The 20,078-nt window shown below is 65.5% G+C and carries 20 protein-coding genes; 11 read left to right on the forward strand and 9 right to left on the reverse strand.

Features of this window, described 5'->3' with window-relative positions; translation table 11 throughout:
• Positions 1-12: 12 nt before the first annotated feature.
• From HZA32_00565 to HZA32_00610, 10 genes are all read left to right on the forward strand, one after another.
• A complete protein-coding gene (locus HZA32_00565; GenBank protein ID MBI5422545.1) occupies positions 13-2,829 on the forward strand; it encodes a DNA topoisomerase 3 in 2,817 nt (938 codons plus the stop codon).
• Between the two features lie 155 nt (positions 2,830-2,984).
• Positions 2,985-4,025, forward strand: a complete 1,041-nt coding sequence (locus HZA32_00570) for a hypothetical protein (protein ID MBI5422546.1) — start codon at positions 2,985-2,987, stop codon at positions 4,023-4,025.
• Positions 4,026-4,085: 60 nt separating this feature from the next.
• Positions 4,086-5,036 (forward strand): ketose-bisphosphate aldolase, encoded by a 951-nt coding sequence (locus HZA32_00575; protein MBI5422547.1) that lies wholly within the window; start codon positions 4,086-4,088, stop codon positions 5,034-5,036.
• A 115-nt stretch (positions 5,037-5,151) separates the two neighbouring features.
• Positions 5,152-6,192, forward strand: coding sequence for a hypothetical protein (locus HZA32_00580; protein MBI5422548.1), 1,041 nt, complete (start codon positions 5,152-5,154; stop codon positions 6,190-6,192).
• 72 nt (positions 6,193-6,264) lie between these two features.
• Positions 6,265-6,801 (forward strand): shikimate kinase, encoded by a 537-nt coding sequence (locus HZA32_00585; protein ID MBI5422549.1) that lies wholly within the window; start codon positions 6,265-6,267, stop codon positions 6,799-6,801.
• 1 nt (position 6,802) lies between these two features.
• On the forward strand, positions 6,803-7,990 hold the full coding sequence (locus tag HZA32_00590; GenBank protein ID MBI5422550.1) for an aminopeptidase: 1,188 nt from the start codon (positions 6,803-6,805) through the stop codon (positions 7,988-7,990).
• A gap of 37 nt (positions 7,991-8,027) precedes the next feature.
• The gene (locus HZA32_00595) at positions 8,028-8,624 is read left to right on the forward strand and encodes a sigma-70 family RNA polymerase sigma factor (protein MBI5422551.1); all 597 of its coding nucleotides are present in this window, start codon (positions 8,028-8,030) and stop codon (positions 8,622-8,624) included.
• Positions 8,621-9,082 (forward strand): hypothetical protein, encoded by a 462-nt coding sequence (locus HZA32_00600; GenBank protein MBI5422552.1) that lies wholly within the window; start codon positions 8,621-8,623, stop codon positions 9,080-9,082. Before HZA32_00595 ends, HZA32_00600 begins: the two co-directional genes overlap by 4 nt.
• A gap of 70 nt (positions 9,083-9,152) precedes the next feature.
• Complete coding sequence (locus HZA32_00605) at positions 9,153-9,551, forward strand: hypothetical protein (GenBank protein MBI5422553.1); 399 nt, start codon at positions 9,153-9,155, stop codon at positions 9,549-9,551.
• Positions 9,552-9,562: 11 nt separating this feature from the next.
• Entirely contained in the window at positions 9,563-10,072 is a 510-nt protein-coding gene (locus tag HZA32_00610; protein MBI5422554.1) for a zf-HC2 domain-containing protein, read from the forward strand.
• 6 nt (positions 10,073-10,078) lie between these two features.
• Here HZA32_00610 and HZA32_00615 read toward each other — a convergent pair whose 3' ends face one another.
• Positions 10,079-10,528, reverse strand: coding sequence for a GNAT family N-acetyltransferase (locus HZA32_00615; protein ID MBI5422555.1), 450 nt, complete (start codon positions 10,526-10,528; stop codon positions 10,079-10,081).
• Positions 10,516-11,349 (reverse strand): 1,4-dihydroxy-2-naphthoyl-CoA synthase, encoded by an 834-nt coding sequence (gene menB, locus HZA32_00620; protein ID MBI5422556.1) that lies wholly within the window; start codon positions 11,347-11,349, stop codon positions 10,516-10,518. Before menB ends, HZA32_00615 begins: the two co-directional genes overlap by 13 nt.
• 143 nt (positions 11,350-11,492) lie before the next feature.
• On the opposite strand from menB, the gene HZA32_00625 reads away from it, so the two are divergent.
• Positions 11,493-13,373: a KUP/HAK/KT family potassium transporter gene (locus HZA32_00625; protein MBI5422557.1), complete on the forward strand. Its 1,881-nt coding sequence runs from the start codon at positions 11,493-11,495 to the stop codon at positions 13,371-13,373.
• A gap of 13 nt (positions 13,374-13,386) precedes the next feature.
• Here the strand turns inward: HZA32_00625 and HZA32_00630 are convergent, their stop codons facing one another.
• From HZA32_00630 to HZA32_00660, 7 genes are all read right to left on the reverse strand, one after another.
• Positions 13,387-14,763 carry a putative Na+/H+ antiporter gene (locus HZA32_00630; protein MBI5422558.1) on the reverse strand — a complete coding sequence of 459 codons (1,377 nt, stop codon included), beginning with the start codon at positions 14,761-14,763 and terminating at the stop codon, positions 13,387-13,389.
• Positions 14,764-14,879: 116 nt separating this feature from the next.
• Complete coding sequence (locus HZA32_00635) at positions 14,880-15,611, reverse strand: HAD-IB family phosphatase (GenBank protein MBI5422559.1); 732 nt, start codon at positions 15,609-15,611, stop codon at positions 14,880-14,882.
• A gap of 34 nt (positions 15,612-15,645) precedes the next feature.
• Positions 15,646-15,900 (reverse strand): 50S ribosomal protein L31, encoded by a 255-nt coding sequence (gene rpmE / locus HZA32_00640; GenBank protein MBI5422560.1) that lies wholly within the window; start codon positions 15,898-15,900, stop codon positions 15,646-15,648.
• A gap of 19 nt (positions 15,901-15,919) precedes the next feature.
• A complete protein-coding gene (gene rpmJ, locus HZA32_00645) occupies positions 15,920-16,045 on the reverse strand; it encodes a 50S ribosomal protein L36 (GenBank protein MBI5422561.1) in 126 nt (41 codons plus the stop codon).
• Between the two features lie 163 nt (positions 16,046-16,208).
• Positions 16,209-17,486, reverse strand: coding sequence for a class II aldolase/adducin family protein (locus tag HZA32_00650; GenBank protein MBI5422562.1), 1,278 nt, complete (start codon positions 17,484-17,486; stop codon positions 16,209-16,211).
• A gap of 160 nt (positions 17,487-17,646) precedes the next feature.
• The gene (locus HZA32_00655; protein MBI5422563.1) at positions 17,647-18,402 is read right to left on the reverse strand and encodes a class II aldolase/adducin family protein; all 756 of its coding nucleotides are present in this window, start codon (positions 18,400-18,402) and stop codon (positions 17,647-17,649) included.
• Complete coding sequence (locus HZA32_00660) at positions 18,396-20,024, reverse strand: L-fucose/L-arabinose isomerase family protein (protein MBI5422564.1); 1,629 nt, start codon at positions 20,022-20,024, stop codon at positions 18,396-18,398. Before HZA32_00660 ends, HZA32_00655 begins: the two co-directional genes overlap by 7 nt.
• Between the last annotated feature and the right edge of the window lie 54 nt (positions 20,025-20,078).

The raw sequence follows: 20,078 nt of genomic DNA on the forward strand, positions 1-20,078 counted from the left end.
GCTCGCCTCCCAATGAAGTCCCTCATCATCGCCGAGAAGCCGTCCGTGGCTGCAGACATCGCCCGCGCGCTCGGCAAAGTTCCCAAGTCCGGCGACCACTACGAGAACGACGAATACGTCATCTCCTCCGCCGTCGGCCACGTTGTGGAACTTCAGATGCCCGAGGACATCGACAAGAAGAAATACGGTTTCTGGCGCCTCGAGACGCTCCCGATCATTCCGGAAAAATTCGAGCTGAAGCCGATCGAGGACTCCAAGGACCGCTTCAATCTCCTCAAGAAGCTCATCGCGCGAAAGGACATTAAAGAGGTCATCAACGCCTGCGACGCGGGCCGCGAGGGCGAGCTCATCTTCAAGAACCTCGCGCTGCTCGCGAAGAACAAGCACCCGGTGAAGCGCCTCTGGCTCTCCTCGATGACCAACGAGGGCATCCGCGAGGCGTTCCAGCACCTGCGCGACGACAAGGAGATGCAGGGCCTCGCCGACGCCGCGCGCTGCCGCAGCGAGAGCGACTGGCTCATCGGCATCAACGGCACGCGCGCGATCACCAAGCGCATGTTCGGCTCCCGCGCCGGCAACGTCGCCTCCGTCGGCCGCGTGCAGACTCCCACCCTCGCGCTGGTCTACGCGCGCGAGCTCGAGATCCGTAATTTCAAGCCGCGCGGCTACTGGCGCGTCACAGCGAAGTTCGGCGTCGCGAAGGGCGAATACGAGGGCACCTACCAGCGTCCCGACTTCAAGAAGAGCGACGACGAGCACGACCGCATCGATCGCCTGTGGGAAAAGGCCAAGGCCGAGGCAATCGTCGCCGCGTGCGCCGGCCAGCCGCTCGCCACCGTTGCCGAGGAAAGGAAGGCCAGCTCGCAGATCGCGCCGCGCCTCTACGACCTCACCACGCTGCAACGCGAGGCGAACGGCCGCTACGGCTTCCCCGCGAAACGCACGCTGCAGATCGCGCAGGCGCTCTACGAAAAGCACAAGATGATCACCTACCCCCGCACCGACTCGCGGGCGCTGCCGGAGGATTATCTGCCCGTCGTGCGCCGCACGCTCCAAAACTTGCACGGCGCCCTCGCGCCGCACGCGCACAAGGCGCTCGAGAAAGGCTACGTTCAGTTCAACAAGCGCATCTTCAACAACGCGCAGGTCTCCGACCACTTCGCCATCATCCCGACCGAGCACGAGGCCAAGCACCTCGATGAGTCCGAGGCGAAGATCTTCGACATGATCGCGCGGCGCTTCGTCGCGGCGTTCTTCCCGTCCGCGGAATTCGACGTCACCACGCGCACGAGCACGGTCGCCGGCCACAATTTCAAGACCGAGGGCAAGGTCCTCACCGTCCCCGGCTGGCTCGAAGTCTACGGCAAGAGCACGGTCGACGAGGATTCACCCGACTCGAAGGCGCTGCCCGCGATGTCCGCCGACGACGCCGGCAAAGCCAAGACTCTCTCCACCGAACTGCACGAGGAAGCCACCCGCCCGCCGCCGCGCTACACGGAAGCCACGCTGCTCTCCGCGATGGAAACCGCCGGCAAGCTCGTCGACGACGATGAACTCGCCGAAGCGATGAAGGAGCGCGGTCTCGGCACGCCCGCGACCCGCGCCGACACCATCGACGGCCTCATCTACCAGAAGTATATCGACCGCAATCAGCGCGAGCTCGTCCCGAGCGCCAAAGCCGAGCAAGTCATGCAATTCCTCGCCGCCGTGAAGGCCGAGGATCTCACGTCGCCCGCGATGACCGGCGAGTGGGAGTTCCACCTCCGCGAGATGGAGCACGGCAAGTATTCGCGCGAGAAGTTCATGGCGGAAATCGCCAAGGAAACCCGCGGCATCGTCGAACGCGTGAAAGGCTTCGAGGAAGACGACTCGATCGCGCGCGAGACCGACATCCCCTCGCCCACCGACGGCAAGCCCCTGCGCGAGACGCTCCGCGGCTACAAATCCCAGGACGGCGAATTGATGATCTACAAGGTCATCGGCGGCCGCCGCATGGAGGAGCACGAGGTCAAGGAACTCGTCTCCGCCGGCAAAGTCGGTCCGCTCGACGGGTTCATTTCCGCGAAGACCCGCAACCGCTTCTCCGCCCTCCTCAAGCTCAATCAAGTCGAGGAAGAGGAAAAGGACGGCACGAAGACCAAGAAGTGGAAGACCGAGTTCGATTTCGGCGACAAGGCCGACATCAGCGGCCTCGTCCCGTTCTGGACGCATCCGGAAACCGGCGCCGAACTCTGCGAAAACGGCAGCAGCTTCATCCTGCGCGAACGCGACCCGGCCGCGGAAGGCGGCTGGAAACAGACGTTCCGCCTCGGCCGCATCCTCTGCCAGAAGCCGATCACTCACGAGATGGCGATCGACCTCATCTCGAAGGGCAAGACGGGCCTCATCCAGGGCTTCATCTCGAAAAAAGGCCGCCCGTTCGACGCGTTCCTCAAACACGAAGGCGCGCGCATCGCGTGGGAATTCCCGCCCCGCGCCCCGAAGCTCGACAAGGACGGCAAGCCCATCGAGCGCAAAGCCCGCGCCAAGGTCGACCTCTCGAAGGCCGTCGTCCTCGGCAAGAGCCCCGCGCACGACGGCGGCGAGCTGGTCGAGCTCGGTGACGCCTACTACGTGCGCAAGCCCGAGCAGGACAACCGCTCCGTTTTCAAGCTCTCCAAGAAGCTCTGCGAGCACGAGATCGCCCCCGCGGTCGTCCAAAAGCTCCTCGCCGACGGCAAGAGCGATCTCATCGAAGGCTTCGTCTCGAAGCGCGGCAACAAGTTCGGCGCCTACCTCGTGCTCTCAGCGAAGAAGGACAAGGCCGAGTTCGAGTTCCCGCCGCGGTGAGGGTGAGATAGGTCGTTGCGACCGACGCCACTTCCCGCCGTTGCAGGGGAGTTCGTCCTGCGCCGCCTCCGCCCGCACCCGACACACCGACCGCTCGTCCCTTTCCCCTCGCGCCGAGGGTGAAACCGTGGCCTGTTGGCGGCGTCTCTCTCGCCATGCGCACGCTGTTTCGCCTCGCCGTTCTCGTCTTCGCCCTCGTGGCCGCCACCAGCGTTTTCTACGCCTTCCAGCAGCAGAAGGCCCTGAAGCTGGCTCGCAACGCCGCCGAGTCGCTCGAGAAGGAGCGCAACGATCTCCGCAAGAAACTCTGGGACGCCGACAAACGTCGCGGCGAACTCGAGGCCCAGCTCCGCAACCGTCGCGGCGGTCCGGGCGGCCCCGACGGTGAGTCCGGCCCCGGCGATGGCTCGATCGAAAACGCCGCGGTCGACGCCACGATCCGCTTCGCCCGCGAAGCCGAGGGCGGTCCGTTCGGTCGCTTCATGGCGATGATGGACAACCCCGAGATCCAGCGCCTGATGGCCCAGCAGCAGCTCGGCGCCCTCGACTCGCGCTACGCCGCGTTGTTCAAGAACCTCAACCTCTCGCCCGCCCAGCTCGAGCAGTTCAAAAATCTCCTGGTCGAAAAGCGCACTGCCGTCGCCGACGTGATGGCCGCCGCCCGCTCGCAGGGCCTCACCGGCCGCGAAAACCGCGATGAACTGCGCGCGCTCGTGCAGAACGCGCAGAACGAGGTCGACAACAACATCCGCGCCACGATCGGCGATGCCGCCTTCGCGCAGTATCAGAACTTCGAGCAGACCCAGCCGCAACGCACCGTCGTCTCCCAGCTCCAGCAGCGCCTGAGCTACACCGATGCGCCGCTCACCGATGCGCAGTCGGAGCAACTCGTCCAAGTCCTCTCCGCCACGACCGAGCAAAAGAACCCCAGCGCTGGGGGGATTCGCACGCCGGCCGGCCGCATCGGCTTCGGCGGCAACGGCGGCGCGCAGATCACCGACACTGCGGTCCAGCAATCCGCCACGGTGCTCTCCGCCAGCCAGCAACAGGCGCTCCAGCAGCTTCAGGCCGAGCAACAGGCGCAGGCCCAACTCGCCAAGCTCATGCGCGAGCAATTTCAACGGCGCGGCGGCAACGGCACAGGCGCGTCCTCGACGTCGACCCCGGTGCAAGTCCCCACGCCGCCGAAGGGCTGACACAAACTTACAGCTTGTCGCAGTTTCGCGCGGGGAGTTAAATCTCAGGCTCTCCCCGTTATGATCGTCACTACTGCCCAGCTCTTCAAACACGCCTACGGCAAATACGCCATCGGCGCCTACAACATCAACAACGCGGAACAGGCCATGGGCCTGTTCAAGGGCTGCATCAGCTCGAAAGCGCCCTTCATCATCCAGATCTCCAAGGGCGCCCGCAAATACACCGACAAGAAGATGCTCGAGGCGATCATCCGCTCGGCGGACGAGATCTTCCCCGAAGCGATCTTCGCGGTGCACCTGGACCACGGCGACGAGGAGACCTGCTACGACTGCATCAACTCCGGCTTCTACAGCTCGGTGATGATCGACGCCTCGCACGACCCCTTCGAAAAGAACGTGGCGATCACCAAGCGCGTCGTCGACGCGGCCCACGCCAAGGGCATCTCCGTCGAGGCCGAGCTCGGCATGCTCGGTGGCGTCGAGGAGGACATCAAGGTCGAGGACGGCCATGCCACCCTCACGAACCCGGCCGAGGCTGAGGACTTCGTCAAGAAGACCGGTTGCGACTCCCTCGCCTGCGCCATCGGCACCTCGCACGGCGCCTTCAAGTTCAAGGGCAAGCAATCCCTCCACTTCGACGTGCTCGAGAAGATCAAGGCCCGCATGCCCGGCTTCCCGCTCGTCATGCACGGCAGCTCCAGCGTGCCGAAGGACGAGGTCGACCGCATCAACGCCGCCGGCGGCACCATCAAGGACTCGATGGGCGTCGACGTGAACGAGTATCTCCCCGCCGCCAAGCTCGGCGTCACCAAGATCAACATCGACACCGACGGCCGCCTCGTCTGGACGCGCGTGCACCGCGAGTTCTTCCGCGACAAGCCCGCCGAGTTCGACTTCCGCCCGCCGGGCAAGATCTTCATCGAGGAATACGCGAAGTTCATCGCCTCGCGCAACGTGCTGCTCGGCTCCGCCGGCCAGCTCGACGACCTCCGCGCCAGCTTGAAGAAATAAGCTCTGCCGCACGAGCCACTCACTCTCAACGCCGCCTCAATCCGAGGCGGCGTTTTTCTTTGTCGGCAATTTACGGCTCGGCGCGATCCACGCCGATTTGCATGCTCGTCCCACAATGAAGCCGTCATTCCGCTCGTGCCTTCTACGGATCATCGTCGCCGCCAGCGCCCTACTCACCGTCGCGCAGGCCGCAGACTCCAAGAGCCCCCTCGTCAAGGTCGCCGACATCCCCATGCAGCGCGCACGCGTCGGCGCGGCCATCGCGCCGCTCGGCGACTACCTCTACATCTTCGGCGGCAGCGGCGGCGGCGCGCCGATCTACGACGCCGAGCGCCTCGACCTGCGCACCGGCAAGACGGAGAAAATCGACGGCACCTTCCTCGCCCGCCGCTATCACGGTGCCTTTGAATACCAGGGCAAATTCTACCTCGTCGGCGGCGACGGCTACGCGCTCCCGGGGCGCTCCCACGAAGACAACGTCGAAGTCTACGATCCCGCGACCGGCAAGGTTTCCCTGATCGAAAAGATGCCGCGCCCGCGTGCGCGCTTCGGCGTCGTGAAAATCGGCAACGAAGCCTGGCTGGTCGGCGGCACGAAGCACAAGGAAGGCCGCTCGTATTCGCAGACCAACGAAGTCGAAATCTTTGACCTCGCCAAACTCGAGTGGCGCAAAGGTCCGCCCATGCCTACGCCGCGCGACGCGCCCGTGGTCGTCGTGGGAGCCTTCGCCGTCGTTGCCGGCGGCTACGCCAGCGGCACCACGCTCGACGAGGTCGAAATGTGGGTCCCGACGGAGCAGGTCTGGAAACACCTCCCCAAGCTCGGCCAGCCGGTCAGCTCCCACAGCGCCGCGTTCCTCGGCCGCTGGCTCTTCCTCTTCGGTTCCCACGACGTGGGCGACCAAGTGCTCGCCTACGAGCTGAGCACACGCAAAACGACGAAGATCTCTCCGGGATTCCTGAACACCCGGCGATCGATTGCCATCACTCTCGGCGATCGCATCTACGTGGTCGGCGGCGAAGCGGTCGACACCGGTCCAGCAGGCGGACGCAACGGCGGTCACGTCGCGAATTCGGGTAACACCACCTACGCCGGATCCGAACGAGCCACGATCCAAGTCTTCGAGCTCAATCCCGACTACAAGCCGGCGCCGTGAGTCTGTTCTACCGGGACTGAGGACTCGTCATTGCCACCACAGCCGGCGAGCCTCCCGCTCGCTGGCTTTTTCATGAACCTCGTCTTCCTCCACGGCGCTCCCGCCACCGGCAAATACACCGTCGGCCGCGAACTCGCCGCGCTGACAGGCTACGAGCTGTATCACAATCACCTCGTGGTCGATGAAGTGTTGCGACGCCACGCGTTCGGCTCGCCGGCGTTTGTCGCCGAACGAGACACCGCGTGGCGCACTCATCTCGGCACAGCGGCGCGTCGCTCGGAGGGCGGCCTGATCTTCACCTTCAACCCCGAGAACACCGTTCCGCAGGCATTCATCGATTGGCTCTTCGAAAAACTGCCGCGCGACACCAGCTCGGTGTTGCTCTCGATCGAACTCGCAGCCGCCGAAAGTGAGATTGAAGCTCGCCTCGCCAGCGAGCAGCGCCAGGGCTTCCGCAAACTCACCGACGTCGCGCTCTACTGGCAGCTGCGCGAAGCCGGGGCCTTCCGCTCGCCCGCGATTCCGCGCACCGATCTGCGCTTGGACACCGCGCAGCTTTCTCCGGCCGACGCCGCGCGCGCGATCGCGCAGCGCTTCACCCTCGCCTGAGATGCTGCCCGACTTCGAAGTTCGTCTACGCGACTACGCCGAAGCGATCGTCCGCGTCGGCGTGAATCTCCAGCCCGGACAGAAGCTCCTCGTCACCGATCCCTACGATCAACAAGGCGTCGCCCGCAGCGCCGAAGTGCTGGTCGAAGCCGTGCAGCGAGCCGCGCTCGCAGTCGACGGAGAGGTTGAAGTGGTCTGGAGCCCAAGGGCCGAAATTCGCGCGATGGCCGAGGCCGACCAGCGCGGCGCCTTCGATCGCCTGGTCGAGCAAAACACCTCGCGACTCGCGCACCATCTCCGTCGCGGCGGCGCGTTTTTCTTTCTCACTGGCAGTCAGCCGCGTCTCATGGACGGCGTGCCCGCCGCACACCTCGCCGCCCAGCACGAGATCGCGTGGCGACACTTCGGTCCCATCGTCCAGCAACTCGTGCGCGGCGCCACCCAATGGTCCATCGCACCCGCGCCCTCACCGACTTGGGCCGCACTGACATTCGCCGACCTCCCGAGCGAGGAGCGCCTCGCCGCGCTGTGGCGTTGCATATTCGACAGCGCACGCGCCACCGGCACCGGAGACACCATCGCTCGCTGGAACGATCACCTCGAACGTCTCGTCGCCACGGCCGGCAAACTGAACGCCGCGCGTCACGCCACGCTCCAGTTCACCGGTCCCGGCACCGATCTCACGGTCAAACTCCCGCCCCAACACCACTGGTGCACCGCCGCGCAGCACACTAAACGCGGTGTGCGCCACGTGGTCAATCTGCCCACCGAGGAAGTTTTCACCGCGCCCGATTGTCGGACCGCGAGCGGCCGCGTCCGCGTCGCGCGGCCCGTCTGCCACGCCGGCACCACGATCGAGGGCATCGAACTGGAGTTTCGCGCCGGCCGCGTTGTGGCCTCCACCGCGCGCACCAACGCCGACTTGCTCCGTGAACTGCTCGCGACCGACCGTGGCGCCGCGCGACTCGGCGAAATCGCTCTGCTCGCGAGCGAACTCGGCGCCCCGGCGCCGACGTGGCCGCACGCGCGCCGCGTCTTTCATCACCCGCTGCTTGACGAGAACGCCGCCAACCACATCGCGCTCGGCGAGGCGTATCCATTTTGCCACCGCGGTTGGTGGAAGCGCGCCGTGAATCGCAGTCTCGTGCACGTCGACCTCCCGCTCGACGCCCGCGTGACGCTCGGCTAGGGAACAGCGCGCCACCCTTCCCTGTCCATCGCGTCCCGTGCCGGAACCCGACCCCAGTCCCGCCAACGACCCCGACTTGCTCCAGCGCGCCCGCGCAGGCGACCAGACGGCGTTCGGCCAGCTCATGCGCGCCCACTACGAACCCGTTTTTCACACGGTGTTTGGCATTTTGCGGAATGAACACGACGCCCGCGACGTCACACAGGAGGTTTGGGTCAAGGTCTGGCAGGAATTGCCGCGCTTCCGCGGCGACGCGAAGTTCACGACCTGGGTCCATCCCATCGCCGTGCGCAAATCCCTCGATCATCTCCGCAAGCGTCGCCGCTGGTTCGACCGGTTCCTGCCGTTCGCCAGTGCCGGCGAAGACGCGCCGCCCGAGGCGGTGATGGTTGCGGAGCCGTCGACCGAAACCACCGCCCGCGACGAAGCCGAGGGCGGCGAACGCCGCGAGCAACTCCAGCGCGCCCTCGAGGCGCTGCCCCCCAAGCATCGCGCCGTCCTCACGCTCCGCGAGGTGCAGGGCCTCACTTACGAGGAAATCGCGCAGGCGATGGAGCTGCCCATCGGCACCGTCATGTCGCGGCTCTATCACGCACGGAAAATGCTCGCCCAGAAACTGAAACCTTCCCGATGAAAACCACCCGTCTCACCTTCATCCTGCTGCTCCTTTTCGGTCTGGCACTGGCCCCGGCGGTGCGCGCCCACGCCGCGGAGCGCGTGCGGTTGCACGCGTTCCTCATCACCGCCTCCCAGGAACGCGACGGGAAGAGCGACCCGCGCCTGGCGGACTACGAGCCCACGCTGCGCCGCCTGATGCGCTTCGAATCCTTCGAATACCAAGGCAGCGACCGCGGCGAAATCGGGCCGAAGGAAACCGTCACGCTCCTGGTCGGGCAAGGCCACGAACTCACGTTCGAGGCGGGCGACAATCCCCGCCAGCTCCGCGTCCGTTGGTCCGCCAACATCGGCAAAAAAAACCTGATCAACACCGGCATCACTTTCCGGCGTGCGGGCGTGCCCGCGGTGCTCGGCGGCCCTCCGACAGGTCGCGTTGCCGGAGAGGTTTACGCCGTTTTCATCGTGGCCGACTAGGTCGCCGCAGAAAATTGAATAAGCCCGCGAAAACACGCGTCTCATGAGCAACCCAACACGGGAACAACCCATGAAGACCAAACTCACCACCCTTGCTCTTGCGCTCGTGACTCTTTTCGCCCTCGCCACCCCGCAAACCGCCAAAGCCAACGACACCGGCGCGGCCATCGGCGGTTTCATCGGCGGCGTCATCGTCGGCAGCGTCCTCGCCGACAACCACCGCGGACCTGACACCGTGGTTGTCGAGGCCGGGTATCGCGATGGCTACCGCTGCGAAGCGCCCCGCGGTTACTGGCGTGACGTGCACACCCGCGTCTGGGTGCCCGGCTTCTGGACGATGGAGCGCGACCACTGGGGCCGGCCCTACCGCCGCTACGTCGAGGGGCACTACGAAGTCCGCGCCGAGCGCGTTTGGATCGCCTACAACGATCACGGCTATCACAACAATCGCGGCTATCGCCGCTGGTAATCTCTGAATCGATGAACTGTCGCAGCGCCCAACAACTGCTGCTGGCCGAAAACGACGGCGTGCTGACTCCTGCTCAGCACGCCGAACTGGCTTCGCACCTCGCGTCCTGCGCGCCTTGCCGCGCCTACCGCGCCGAACTCGCTGCGGCCATGAATACGCTGCGGACCGACGTGGCGGCGGTGCCGCTGCCGGACGTCGACGCTGAGTGGCGCGCCGTCCAAACACGAATCAATGCGACGAGCAGCGCCTCCGCGCCGCGCCGCGAAAAACTTCGTCTTGCACCGATCGTCTGGATTTCCGCACCGCTCGCCGCGGCCGCCGCCGTGGCACTCGCGCTGTTCGTCGGCCGAACGGTGCCGGGCGGAAACTTGGCCAACGCCGGTGGCACCGAATTCGCGGCTCGCGCCGACTACGTCGAGGTGGCGGACCCGAGCGCGACGCCGATCGTCTACTCCGACCAGGAAAGCGGCTGGCTCGTCGTCTGGGCCGAGAGTGCAGATACGGCCCACACCTCGGGCTGATCCGACCTAGAGTTTCTTCCGGAAACTCAACTGGGTTTTCGTCACCGCGTATCCCAGCCGCTCGTAGAACCGGTGCGCGTCGAGCCGCACCTGATTCGAGCGCACGCCCATGAGCGTCAGGCCGTGCCCGCGCGCCCACTCCTCTGCGGCGCGAACCAGCGCCGCACCGACGCCGCGTCGTCTTTCCGCAGCCGTCACAACCAAGCCGACGATCTCACCGCGCGGATCTGATTCCAGCAGCTTGGTCGCCTGCACTTGAATCCAGCCAACCACGCAGCCACCGCGCTCCGCGACGCGGACGGCTTGATCGTCGTCCGCCAAAATACGAGCGAGCCGCCGGCTGACCTCTTCAGTCGCGCCCGCATAACCGAGTTCGAGAACGAGCCCGCACAATGCCGGCACATCGGCCGCGGCGGCCGGGCGGATGATGACCGGCTCGTCGCCTAAGGGAGCCACGGAAACTGCTCGGCCTTCGGTTTCCGTTTCTCCTTCTGCGCAGTCATGAACTCCTTCGCCTCCTCGGTCATGTAGTAGAGCATGGTGGCGTTGCCCGCGAGTTCCTGCACGCCGCTCTGGCCGTCGAGTTCGGCGTTGAAAGCCGACTTCAAGCAGCGGATCGCGAGCGGGCTGCGCTGGAGGATATCCTTCGCCCAAGCGACGCCTTCGGCTTCGAGTTCGGCGACGGGGACAACTTTGTTGACGAGTCCCATCGTGAGCGCCTCCTGCGCGTTGTATTGCCGACAGAGGAACCAGATTTCGCGCGCCTTCTTCTGGCCAACCATGCGCGCCAGATAGCTCGAACCGAAACCGCCGTCGAAGCTGCCCATCTTCGGGCCGACCTGGCCGAAGATGCCGTTGTCCGCCGCGATCGTGAGATCGCACATCACGTGGAGCACGTGGCCGCCGCCGATCGCGCAACCGGCGACGAGCGCGATCACGACCTTCGGCATCGAGCGAATCAGCTTCTGCACCTCGAGAATGTTCAAGCGCGGCACGCCTTTGGCATCGATGTAGCCGCCGTGTCCGCGGACCGATTGGTCGCCGCCGGCGCAGAAAGCGTATTTGCCATCCTTGGCCGGGCCGGCGCCGGTGAGCAGCACGACGCCGATCTTCTGGTCTTCGCGCGCATCGAGCAGCGCATCGTGCAACTCGAACACCGTCTGCGGACGGAACGCGTTGCGCTTCTCGGGCCGGTTGATCGTGATTTTCGCGATGCCGTCGGCCTTTTGATAGATGATGTCCTCGTAGTTCTTGGCGGTTTTCCAGGCGGGAATCATGCCCCCAACGTTCGCGAAAACAGCTGAGCGGCAAACGTTTTCGCGGGTGCGCCCGTTTTTTACGAGCGGGCGTCAAGCGGTAAGTCGTCGCCGGAGAAAACGGCTGGCGAGCGGCGGCGGGTTGCCCAACAGTCGCCGGTTCAATGCAAGCAGAAGGTAAAGGCCATGCTGCCGCAGCGGGTGCGGGACTGACCCTGGGCGCGCTCGGTGTCGTGTTCGGCGACATCGGCACGAGCCCGCTGTATGCGTTGCGCGAGTGCATGAACTACCTGCCGCCCGTCGACCGCGCCCAAGGCGTGCTCGGCGCGCTCTCGCTGGTCTTCTGGGCAATGGTGCTCGTCGTGATCGTGAAGTATCTCGTGTTCGTGACGCGCGCCGACAACCGCGGCGAAGGCGGCATCTTTGCGTTGCTCGCGCTCGGCCACGGCCAGCGGCAACGCGCCAAGATGGGGGTGATGACCGTCCTCATCCTGCTCGGCGCGGCGCTGCTCTACGGCGACGGCATCATCACTCCGGCGATCTCGGTCATGGGCGCGGTGGAGGGCATCAACACGTTCACGCCGGGCTTCGCGAGTTGGGTGCCGTTCTTGTCCGCGATCATCCTCGGCGGCCTGTTCGCGGTCCAATTCAAGGGAACGAAAAGCATCGGACGCATCTTCGGCCCCGCGATGTTGATCTGGTTCATCGTGCTCGGGCTGCTCGGTGTCTGGCACGTGATCGACAATCCCGCCGTGTTCGTCGCGCTCGATCCCCGGCTGGGCATCCGACTGCTGCTCTCGCACCCGCAGGAATCGGCCGGACTGCTCGGTTCCGTCGTGTTGGCGATCACGGGCGCCGAGGCGCTCTACGCGGATATGGGGCACTTCGGCCGGCGTCACATCGCGCAGGCGTGGTATTTCTGCGCGTTTCCCGGGCTCGTGTTGAACTATTTTGGGCAAGGCGCCCGCGCCCTCGCCCACCCGGACGACACGACGCACACGTTTTTCGCCCTCGTGCCGGAAGGCGCTCCGCGTCTCGCGCTCACGTTGCTCTCGATCGTGGCGGCCATCATCGCGAGCCAGGCGATGATCTCCGGCGTGTTCTCGCTCACGCGCCAGGCGATCCAACTCGGCTATTTTCCGCGGTTGATGATCAACTACACCAACCCCGACCAATCCGGCCAAATCTACCTGCCGCTCGTGAACGGCCTGCTCGCCGCCGGCTCGATCTACGTCGTGCTCGCGTTCCGCTCGAGCGAGCGCCTCGCGGCGGCTTATGGCATCGCCGTCACCGGCACGATGGTCGTGACGACCCTGGCCTTCTACGCCGTGCTGCGCCTGAACTGGAAATGGCCCGTCTGGCAGGCCTCGTTGCTCTGCGCGCTCTTCCTCGCGATCGACGTCCCGCTCTTCGCCTCGAATCTCCACAAATTCGCCGATGGCGGCTGGTTCCCGGTGCTCATCGCCCTCGGTGTCATCGCGGTCATGCACACGTGGAAAACGGGCAAGGAGGAGATCTTCCGCCGCATCTACGCCAACGGCGTCACGGAGGACGAACTCCGCTCCATCGCGCGCAGCGAGCACATCACCCGCGTGCGCGGCGCCGGCGTTTTCATGGCCGGCAATCCCACCGGCACGCCGCTCGTGCTGCTGCACCACCTCAAGGCCAACAAGGTCCTCCACGAGACCGTCGTCCTGCTCAGCATCGTCACCGAGGAAGTCCCACACATCGCCGACAACGAGCGTCTCACCGTCACCGAAATCGGCCACGGCGTGTGGCGCGCCATCGGCCGCTACGGCTATATGGAATCGCCCGACGTCTCGCGCCTCATGGAGCAGGTCAAGGCCGCCGGCGTTCCGATCAAGCTCAACGAGGCCACTTACTACTTCAACCGCGAGATGATCATCACCGGCGGCGAGTCGCGCATGTGGCATTGGGAGAAACGCCTCTATTCGCTCCTCAGCCGCAACGCCCGCCAGGCGCGCGACTACTATCGCCTTCCCCCGATGCAAATCATCGAGGTCGGCATGCCCATCCAGCTCTGAGCGCGACCGGCGTTCAGAGCACGAGGAACGAAAACGCCACGATCAGCGTCGGCACGAGCGCACCGAGAAAAAGCCCGAGCGGCGACACGCCCTCCGGGAAATAGCGCTGGAGAATCGACTGCCCCGCGGGATTCGGCGCGTTGGCGATGACCGTGAGACCGCCGCCCGTGACGGCTCCGGCGACGACCGCGAACTTCAGTTCTTCCGTGAAGCCCGGCACCAGCGTCGCGAGATACGTGATGAGCGCGTTGTCGTTGAACGCCGTCAGCACCGTCGCCCCGGCAAAGAGCGGCAACTCACCGAGACTCCCGAGCACCGGCTGAATCCACCACGCCTGCAATCCTCCGTGCACCACGAGACCTGCGAGGAAGAAGCCGACCAGCATCGGCCCGCGCAAATCGAGCCGGCTCTGGTGGTGCGCCGTGGCCTGCGCGAACGCGAGGTAGAACAGGAAGCCGCCGATGAACAGCGCCGGATGATGTGCCATCCACACCGTAAAACCGAGAAACGCGAGATGCACCGCCGTCACCCACGCCGGCACCGGCTCGCCATCCGCGCCCACATCGGCCGCGGGCTGGAGCGCGAGCAGTTCACGACGGAACACGAGGAAATAGACGCCGTTGGACAACACGATGCCGGTGATCGCATGCCAGCCAAAGTGCGTGAACATGTAGGCCATGTCCCACTGCCACGCCGCCGCCACCATCAGCACCGGCGGCGCGGCGAAATGCGTCAGCGTGCCACCGATGGAGACGTTCACGAACAGCAGGCCGAGCGTGGCGTATTTTAGACGCGCGCTGGGATTCAGCGCGTAGAACTGCTTCCCGAGCAGCAGCGCCGCGATCGTCATGGCCGCCGGCTCGGTGATGAACGAGCCCAGCAGCGGCGCGACCGTGAGAATCGAGAGCCACCAGGCGACCGGCCGGCCGCGTCCGAGCGACGCCACAAGCCGCAAAGTCTGCTCCGCGAGCCGCAGCACGGGGCGGGTCGACGCGAGCGTCATGATGATCACCACGAACAACGCCTCGGTGTAATTCACCGTGTTGCCCAGATAGTGGATTCCGGTGTCGAGCCCCTTGAACCACACGATCGCGCCGAGCAAGACGACGACCCAGAAACCGAAGATCGCCTCGACCTCGCCGAGAAAATGCAGGATCTGCCCCCAGAAACTCACTTCGTCCGGCTGGCCATCGTCATTGTGATCGGCGCGCGCCGGCTTGCGTTCCAAACGCGCCGCATGGCGCTCCTCGAGCACGTGCGCCCAGTGGCGGATTTTTGCGCTGGCGAAGGTGTGCAGGACCGCCAGCACGAAGATGAGCGTTGCCACGACATTGAACGGCTCCGCCGTCGCGCGCGCCCTCACCACCTCCCACACCGAAGCGCCCGGCATCGCGGCGTAGCTGTCGATGGCGCGCGGGAAAACTTCCGCCGGAGCGGCCCCAGCCGCGAAAAGGGAAACCGCCGCGAGCAGCGCAGCGAGAAAGGTGAGGCGAAGCAGTCGGGCGATCACGCGAGCAAAGGAAGGATTTCGTCGAGGCGGTAAGCGAAGCGGTGCGCACCGGCCTTCACGGCCGCACGCTCGGCATAGCGCCCAAAGCCGACGAAAACGTCAACCTCGTCGCGCATCTCGAGATCGCTGGCGCCGTCGCCCACTGCGATCACGCGGCTCGGGCGCAACTCCGCGCGCAAACGGCGCACCACCTCCGGCTTGCCGCCCTTGCGCGATGCCGGGTGAGGCGTGAAACCCGCGTAGGCTCCTGCCGCGTCGAACCGGAGTTCCACCGCTTCGATGCGCGCGATGCCGAGAAAGTCGGCCAGCGGGCGGATCGCCTGCACGAAGCCGCCGCTGATGATCAACGGCGTCCAGCCCGCCGCCTTCGCCGCCACCACGGTCGCGGCGGCCGTCGGTTCAATCTCGCGCAGGTAGAGCTCGGCGATGCGCGCGACGTCGGATTGCGCCGGCCGGATCAGCTCGAGGCGTTTGCCGAAAATCTGTTCGAGCGGGATGCGACCATCCATCGCGTCGCGCGTCATCTGCTCGCTCTGACGGAAGCACTCCTCGCCGCGCAAGCGGGCGAATTCGTCCACGCCTTCGATGGCGCTAAGGGTGGAATCGCAGTCGAAGCAGAGGAGTTTCACGTCAGACACGGTGCTGACGAAAACAGCCGACGACGACCGCGCCGAACTTTTTCCGCGTCTCAGGTTCCCGATTCCGGCCAAAGAAAAAGCCCTCCACATCGGGAGGGCTTCGGGAAAGTCGCTTCGCGCGCGCTTATTTCTTGGCGGCGCCGCGCTTGAACTTCGAGGTGAACTTCTCGACGCGGCCGGCGGTGTCGACGAGGCGCTTCTCGCCGGTGTAGGCGGGATGCGAATCCATCGTGACGTCGCGGACGATGACGAAGTAGTCCTGGCCGTCGATCTTCTCGGTGCGGGCGGACTTCATCGTGGACTTGGTGAGGAAACGCTTGCCCGTGCCGATATCGAGGAAGCAAACGTTGTTCAAAGCGGGATGGCCTTGGGCTTTCATGGCAGGAAATTCGGGTTAATCAGCCCTGGCGCGCCTTGTAGCGCGGGTCGGTCTTGTTGATGACGTAGATGCGGCCCTTGCGGCGGACGACCTGGCAGTCCGGGTGACGCGTCTTGGCGGATTTGATGGAGGAAACGACTTTCATAAAAGCGATAGAAGAAGAGAGTCGCGCGGGGGGGTGTCAAAGGAAATCTCCGGCCGGCGCCGTCTCGTTCGAAAATTCCGCAAGAACCTGCGCCTAAACACGTCACCCGGCGGGACTTTTGCCTCGAGACACGCCGCGAGGCGCTCGGGACAGGATGGCGAAATCAGCCGAAAACCCGCCGCAGCTCCTCGATCGCGCTCTCGGGCATCGGCACGAGCCGGCCCAGTGGCCGCGCGAGCAGCAGCGCCTCGGCGGTCGCCTCGAGCACTTCGAGGCGATCGAAGGCCTCGAGCAAGGTCCGCCCGACAACGAGGACACCCTCGTTGGTGATGAGCACGGCCGGCGCTCCCTCGAGGGAAACGCGACTCGCGATCTCGGCGGCATCTTCGACCAGGCGAAGGAACGGCAGCCGCAACACTTGGCGCAGCACGACCGCGCTTTCGGGAATCGTGTTGGGATTGAACGGCTCGTCGGTCAGGCAGAACGCCGAGGCGTGGATCGGCTGCGCATTGATGATGGCGCCGACCTTCGGATGCCGGGCGTAGATTTCCGCGTGCAGCCGCACCGCGCGGCTCGGCTTTTGACCGGCCGTGGCGGCGCCGTTTTCGACGCGCACCAAGCCCGGTGCTTCCAGTTCGAGACGATCGCGCCGGCGCGGCGTGATGACGAAGGCATCGCCCTGCACCCGGGCCGAAAACGCCCCCGCCGTGCTGATCAGCAGACGTTGCGCGTAGGCGCGCTGGACGTAGCGGCAGATGTCGCCGCGGAGCTGCAACTCGGTCGTGCCGGGCACATGCGGCGGAAGCGCCGCGAGTTCGGGCATCGTGTCGCGACCGAGCGCCGACGCCGGAGCGACGAGACGCGGGCCGAGGCCGTTGGCGCGCACGAGCGTTTGCGCCAGAAACTCCAGGGTTTCGAAGCGCTGAAACGCGTCCTGCAGGTCCGAACCGCCGACGACCACGCCGTGATTCTCGAGCAGCACGCACGCCGCACCGGTCGCGAACGCCGCCGCGATGTTGTCGCCGAGTTGCTGCGTGCCGGGGCAAGCATAGGGAGCGAATACAAGTTTGCCGCACACATCGAAGACGTGCGTCTGCACGCGCGTGTCGGGGAGCTCGCGACAGATCGAGAAGGCGACGAGCGCGCCGGGGTGCGCGTGCACGATCGCCTTCAGGTCCGGCCGGCGACGATAAATCTCCGCGTGAAACGGCAGCTCCGACGACGGCGGATGCAATCCCTCGGTCTTGCCATCCGGCCACACGCGCACGATGTCGCCGGCCGTCAAGTTGCCCTTGTCGACGCGCGACGGCGTGATCCAGATGCTACCGTCTTCGTCACGGATCGAGAGATTGCCTCCCGACGTGGTCGTCATGCGCAGGCGGTAGATGCGCGCCATCGTCGCTACGAGTTGTTCCCGAGGATGCAGCCAGCTGGAGTTCATAAATGAAGAGAGTCTGACGAAACGATCGGACGCGCACCACGCGCGACGGACGAGAGGGCGTTATACGCCACTGCCCTGCCCGCCGCTAGCTCGACGTCGTTTGACCGTTCGAGACTTTTCCGGCGGTGGCATCGATTCGGTCGGCGGCGAAGGTCGCGACTCAGATTCCGAGCACCTTCCGTCGATGATGCTCGTCCGAGCGTCCCGCGATGCGCGCGACCTGCTCAGGGGAAAGGAACTTCACGGCGCCGACGCTGGCGGCTCCGATGAAGATGCTCGCGGCCTTTTCAGCCATGAGCGTGGCGGCCTTGACGGCCGCGGCGGTCGGGCCGATCGCGATCAGGCCGTGGTTTTCAAGCAGGATGACTCGCGGGAGCTGCCCGACACGCGCTTGGAATGCGAGTGTCTCGTGGCGGATCGCCCGGGCGAGTTCGAGTCCCGGGTCGGTGTAAGGCACGAACACGCTCGCCGGCCCGCAGCAGACGATCTCGTCGGGGAAAAGGCGATTCGCCGCAAACGTGCGCGCGTGCGCCGAGCAAAGCAGTGCGTTGACGGCGATCGGGTGCGTGTGCCCGACGAAGTTCACGCCCGGCAGGCCAAGCAGCCACGCGTGAAACACCGCCTCGACCGACGGCTTTTTGTCCTGCGGCTGCCGCCGCGAACGCATGAGCGTCGCGTCGACCTCCGCGTCACCGGCCGCCGCGTCGTCGAGCAACGCTATCAACGGCGCGGCGGAGCAGGTCGTGACGTCCTGCTCCGTCAGCGTGGCCAGCGAGCTGCCGCTGGCCTTCACCAGAAAATCTCCGTGCTCGAGGCGGCACGAAGTGTTGCCCTCGCCGAGAATGGCGAGCTGGCGCTCGGGAGCGCCGAGTTCCCGCGAAAGATCGAGCAGCGTGGAAAGACTCACGGCTAAAATGCGGAACCGTCGGCCTTCGTGCCGCAAAGCGAAACCTCGACGCCGAGCGCGGCGGCGAGCGCGGCCTTCGTGTAGAGCGCGAGATCGGCTTCGGCCGCGGAGTTGGCGTAGGCGACCTGGATGTGATTCGCCTTGTGACGCGCCATCATGCGGTCGCGGTCGATGCCATAAGTGACGGCGTGCATGATCGGCCATTGATAAGTGGTCTCCTGCCAGCGGCGCTCGGTTTCGGCTTCGGGCAGCGTGATGACTTTCGCGCGACCGAGGTCCATCTTCAGCTTGCCCTTTTCGACGAAGAAACGGCTCCAAACGATCTCGCCGGGCTTCGCGACGCCGCGCAGCGTGCCACCGCCGAGGCGGAAATACATCGCCGGCTGACGGTGCGAGTCGCTGCCCGCCCAGCCGCCGACGTGATGCGCCGGCGGAGCGCTGCCCGAGATGAGAAACACCCAGACGTATTCCTCGGTGGTGCCCGAGCGGTCGAAGTCGCCCCAACGCAGGTCGTGCAGCGTATTCTCGACCGGCTGGCCGAGCGCCTTGTGAACGCGATAGGTCAACAGCCCGTCGAGACCCGCGCATTCGTCGACTTCGTTGAAATGCGGGATCGGCTCGCCGTCGCGGATGATGCTGCCGTCGGCACGGCGCACGGGCGGGCGGTCGGCATTGTTCAGCGTGCCCTCGACGAGGTCGGACGCGGGCAGCAGGTCCTTCAAACCCTGCTGGTATTGAATGCCGATCGTGTCGCAGCCGAACTCATCGGCGATGCGCACGGCGGCGATGTAGGTCTTGCACTGCCAAAGCACCTGCCGGCGCGTGAGGTCGGTTTCCTCGTTCGTGCCGAAGTGGAACTTCAGTCCGCGCTGCACATACCAGTCGAAGACCTCCTGCGCCTCCTGATCCGAGACCTGCGTGGCGCCGTAGTAGAGCGCGGACTGCGAGAGGCGCTCCTTGAACACGCCGGTGGGGAACAGCAGCTCGTCCGGGATGATCGCGTTGAACATCCCCATGCAGCCCTCGTCGAAGACGCCCATGATGCTCTTCTTCGTCTGGAGCTCCTTCGCGAGACCGCCCGCGACCTTGCGCGCACGGACCGGCACGCGGCAGCGCGCGAGCGAGCGCACGTGGTTGGTGCGGTGCGCGACCTTGCCGGTCTTGAGCCAACGCTCCAATCCTCCGAGAAACGCGGCGTCATCGAAGTTCTCGCTCCACAGCGTCGAGTAAGCGACGCCCGCCTTGGTGAGCGATCCATTCAAGTTGAGCATGCCGACGAGCCCCGGCCAAGTGCCCGACCAATTCGCCACCGTGAGAATCGGTCCGCGATGCGAAACGAGTCCCGGCAGCAAGTGATGCGAATACTGCCAGACGGACTCCGCGACGATCAGCGGCTTCTTCGGATCGATCCGCGCAAAAACCTCGAGGCCCTCCTTTTGCGAACCGATGAAACCGTGCTGGCGCTTCGCATCATACGGGTGCGCGCGCTCCAACTTGTAACCGAAACGCTTCAACGCCGCGGCCAGCTGCTTCTCCATCGCCGCTTGCGCGGGCCAGCATTTTTCGTTGGCGGATTGACGCAGGTCGCCGTTCGCGACGAGCAGGACGGTCTTCGAGGGGGTGTTTTTCATCGCACAGATTGGGTGATGGACATCATAGCCGGCCGGCGTGCCGCTTTGAATGGA

The sequence above is a fragment of the Opitutia bacterium genome, assembly GCA_016217545.1.
Lineage (GTDB): Bacteria > Verrucomicrobiota > Verrucomicrobiia > Opitutales > Opitutaceae > Didemnitutus.

Excerpts from the sequence above, each read along its gene's own strand:
- HZA32_00565 (MBI5422545.1), top strand. The coding sequence starts at position 13 with ATGAAGTCCCTCATCATCGCCGAGAAGCCGTCCGTGGCTGCAGACATC.
- HZA32_00570 (MBI5422546.1), top strand. The coding sequence starts at position 2,985 with ATGCGCACGCTGTTTCGCCTCGCCGTTCTCGTCTTCGCCCTCGTGGCC.
- HZA32_00575 (MBI5422547.1), top strand. The coding sequence starts at position 4,086 with ATGATCGTCACTACTGCCCAGCTCTTCAAACACGCCTACGGCAAATAC.
- HZA32_00580 (MBI5422548.1), top strand. The coding sequence starts at position 5,152 with ATGAAGCCGTCATTCCGCTCGTGCCTTCTACGGATCATCGTCGCCGCC.
- HZA32_00585 (MBI5422549.1), top strand. The coding sequence starts at position 6,265 with ATGAACCTCGTCTTCCTCCACGGCGCTCCCGCCACCGGCAAATACACC.
- HZA32_00590 (MBI5422550.1), top strand. The coding sequence starts at position 6,803 with ATGCTGCCCGACTTCGAAGTTCGTCTACGCGACTACGCCGAAGCGATC.
- HZA32_00600 (MBI5422552.1), top strand. The coding sequence starts at position 8,621 with ATGAAAACCACCCGTCTCACCTTCATCCTGCTGCTCCTTTTCGGTCTG.
- HZA32_00605 (MBI5422553.1), top strand. The coding sequence starts at position 9,153 with ATGAAGACCAAACTCACCACCCTTGCTCTTGCGCTCGTGACTCTTTTC.
- HZA32_00610 (MBI5422554.1), top strand. The coding sequence starts at position 9,563 with ATGAACTGTCGCAGCGCCCAACAACTGCTGCTGGCCGAAAACGACGGC.
- menB (MBI5422556.1), bottom strand. The coding sequence starts at position 11,349 with ATGATTCCCGCCTGGAAAACCGCCAAGAACTACGAGGACATCATCTAT.
- HZA32_00625 (MBI5422557.1), top strand. The coding sequence starts at position 11,493 with ATGCAAGCAGAAGGTAAAGGCCATGCTGCCGCAGCGGGTGCGGGACTG.
- HZA32_00630 (MBI5422558.1), bottom strand. The coding sequence starts at position 14,763 with ATGCCGGGCGCTTCGGTGTGGGAGGTGGTGAGGGCGCGCGCGACGGCG.
- HZA32_00635 (MBI5422559.1), bottom strand. The coding sequence starts at position 15,611 with ATGTGGAGGGCTTTTTCTTTGGCCGGAATCGGGAACCTGAGACGCGGA.
- rpmE (MBI5422560.1), bottom strand. The coding sequence starts at position 15,900 with ATGAAAGCCCAAGGCCATCCCGCTTTGAACAACGTTTGCTTCCTCGAT.
- rpmJ (MBI5422561.1), bottom strand. The coding sequence starts at position 16,045 with ATGAAAGTCGTTTCCTCCATCAAATCCGCCAAGACGCGTCACCCGGAC.
- HZA32_00650 (MBI5422562.1), bottom strand. The coding sequence starts at position 17,486 with ATGAACTCCAGCTGGCTGCATCCTCGGGAACAACTCGTAGCGACGATG.
- HZA32_00660 (MBI5422564.1), bottom strand. The coding sequence starts at position 20,024 with ATGAAAAACACCCCCTCGAAGACCGTCCTGCTCGTCGCGAACGGCGAC.